Consider the following 3,009-nt stretch of genomic DNA (forward strand, 5'->3'; position numbering starts at 1 on the left):
CGTTTTGTGCAAAAACTGTACTCTGTTGCCAAAAGTACGGCCAGCTTGCTCACATTCCCAAGGTTAAGCGGGATTTAAGGATCTGATGGAGGGATAACCCCCTCGCTCCCCTTTTTGATAGACTGTGGTATTTTGCAATAACCGACCCGCATCCTATCGGTCGGCAGGCATTACAGGTTTGACTTCGGTACAGGGAAACCATGCGTAACGATTACACAGCGGAATCCATTGAGGTTCTGAGCGGGCTTGACCCGGTGCGCAAGCGCCCGGGCATGTATACGGACACCACCCGGCCCAACCACCTCGCCCAGGAAGTCATCGACAACAGTGTCGATGAGGCGCTCGCCGGCCACGCCAGTGAGATCACGGTGATCCTGCATCCGGACCAGTCGCTGGAAGTGACCGACAACGGCCGTGGCATGCCGGTGGACATTCACCCGCTGCACCAGGTCTCCGGTGTTGAACTGATCCTGACCCGCCTGCATGCCGGCGGCAAGTTCTCCAACAAGAACTACCAGTTCTCCGGTGGTCTGCACGGTGTGGGTGTTTCCGTTGTGAACGCGCTCTCCACCCGGCTGGATATCACCATCCGCCGTGGCGGGCAGGTGTATACCATTGGTTTTGCCGACGGCCACAAACGCTCCGAACTGGAGATCATCGACACCTGCGGCAAGCGCAACACCGGCACCACGGTTCGCTTCTGGCCGGACGCCAAGTATTTTGATTCCCCCAAGTTTTCTGTCAGCAAACTCAAGCATGTGCTGCGCGCCAAGGCAGTGCTTTGCCCCGGCCTGAAGGTTGAGTTCAAGGATCTGATCGCGGGTGACACCACCACCTGGCATTACGAAGACGGCCTGGTCGATTACCTGAAAGCCGCCTGTGAGGGGTATGAGCTGCTGCCCCTGCACCCGTTCACCGGCAACCTGACCGGCGAAACCGAAGCCGTGGACTGGGCCGTCGTCTGGCTGCCGGAAGGCGGCGAGCTGACCACCGAATCCTACGTCAACCTGATCCCCACCGCCCAGGGCGGCACCCACGTCAACGGCCTGCGTACCGGCCTGCTGGAAGCGATGCGGGAATTCTGCGAATACCGCAGCCTGCTGCCACGCGGTGTCAAGCTCTCGCCGGACGACATCTGGGAACGGTGCAGCTACGTGCTCTCCGCCAAGCTGGCTGATCCGCAGTTCTCCGGCCAGACCAAGGAACGCCTCTCCTCCCGGGAATGTGCCGCGTTTGTTTCTGGCGCCGTGAAAGATGCCTTCAGCCTCTGGCTGAACCAGCATACCGACCTGGCCGAACTGCTGGCGGAACTGTGCATCAGCAACGCCCAGCGTCGTATGCGTAAGGCGAAAAAAGTCGCGCGTAAGAAAGTCACCCAGGGTCCGGCACTGCCCGGAAAGCTGGCAGACTGCTCCAGCCAGGACGTTTCCCGCACCGAACTGTTCCTGGTGGAAGGGGACTCGGCGGGCGGTTCCGCCAAGCAGGCCCGCGACCGGGAATACCAGGCCATCATGCCCCTGCGCGGCAAGATCCTGAATACCTGGGAAGTGGATTCCAGCGAAGTGCTCTCTTCCCAGGAGATACACGACATTTCCGTCGCACTGGGTGTTGACCCGGGTTCAGACGACATCAGCGGCCTGCGCTATGGCAAGATCTGCATCCTCGCCGATGCGGACTCCGACGGCCTTCATATTGCCACCCTGCTCTGCGCACTGTTCCTGCAGCATTTCCGTCCGCTGGTCGACAAGGGACACATCTACGTGGCCATGCCGCCGCTGTACCGGATCGATATCGGTAAAGAAGTGTTTTACGCGCTGGATGATGCGGAAAAGGAAGGGGTGCTGGAACGCCTGAAGGCGGAGAAGAAACGCGGCAAGATCAACGTGCAGCGTTTCAAGGGGCTGGGTGAAATGAATCCGCTGCAGCTGCGCGAGACCACCATGTCCCAAGACACCCGTCGTCTGGTACAGCTGACCAACGAGGATATGTTCATGACCCGGCAGATCATGGACATGATGCTGGCGAAGAAGCGAGCTTCGGATCGTAAGTCCTGGCTCGAGACGAAGGGTAATCTGGTGGAGATTTCATGAGGTGATTGGTAAAGTAAAGATTGTCACTTGGGCTGTATAGTTTGTCATAGTTTTTAGTAATGTTTGACAGTAACCTTCTCCCTTATCTATAAATCAGAATCTGATTAGCAGATGGGAGAAGGCTATGTCACATATACTCGACACTTGGGTTGGTGATTTTAACTTTACCCCAGGTCGTCATGTATTTAAGTTCTCAAGCAAAAAAATGGGGGCGATGGTCAAGAGCATATCTCCAAATGAACATAACTTCTGTTATTTTCTTGAGTTTGATGACAGGGTAAGCAGTTATATCTCACAACCTAAACCAATAATCTATGATCTTTATCAGGAAGGTCATTCATACCGTGCAGACTTCATGGCAGAGTTAATTCTAGATAAGCTTACAGCTTACGAAGTTAAGCCTAAAGGCTATACAGCCTCACAGTGCGAGATAAACAAGTTTCGTGAGATAAAACAGTGCTTTTATCACTACAACATCAATTTTGTAATAGTAACAGGAGATTATATTGAGAGAGGTAAAACATTAAAAAACATGAAATTCTTAAAAAGCCTAATAGGAAAAACCATTCCAGCAGAGATATACGAAACTTTAAAAACACTAACAAACACAAAAAAAATACAAATAGAAAAAATAAAAATGCAACTATCAAAAAAACACAAAATAACATACCAAGAATCTTTAAAACACATATATACCGCAATCGTCAACAGAATTATCTTCACAGATATTTCAGATGAAATGATTGGTAATTCAAGCTTTATTGGAAAGTACCATGAAGAGAAGCACGATAGATATTGGAATGCAATTCCATGTAAATAATCGAATTTACGAAATATTTGTCAGCACCGATTTAAAATGTCCACTTTCCACCGATTGGATTTGACCTCCCGATTAACCCTTTCATGGCCGATATTTCTC

The 3,009-nt window shown here is 51.7% G+C and carries 2 protein-coding genes; both read left to right on the plus strand.

Going from position 1 to position 3,009, the window contains the following annotated elements; genetic code table 11:
• The first annotated feature begins 200 nt into the window (after nucleotides 1–200).
• Nucleotides 201–2,090, plus strand: coding sequence for a DNA topoisomerase IV subunit B (gene parE / locus ABD892_RS11260; RefSeq protein ID WP_345195756.1), 1,890 nt, complete (start codon nucleotides 201–203; stop codon nucleotides 2,088–2,090).
• A 124-nt stretch (nucleotides 2,091–2,214) separates the two neighbouring features.
• Entirely contained in the window at nucleotides 2,215–2,910 is a 696-nt protein-coding gene (locus tag ABD892_RS11265) for a hypothetical protein (protein ID WP_345195757.1), read from the plus strand.
• Nucleotides 2,911–3,009 lie beyond the last annotated feature (99 nt).

The organism is Kistimonas scapharcae (genome assembly GCF_039540975.1).
GTDB classification, from domain to species: Bacteria; Pseudomonadota; Gammaproteobacteria; order Pseudomonadales; family Endozoicomonadaceae; genus Kistimonas; species Kistimonas scapharcae.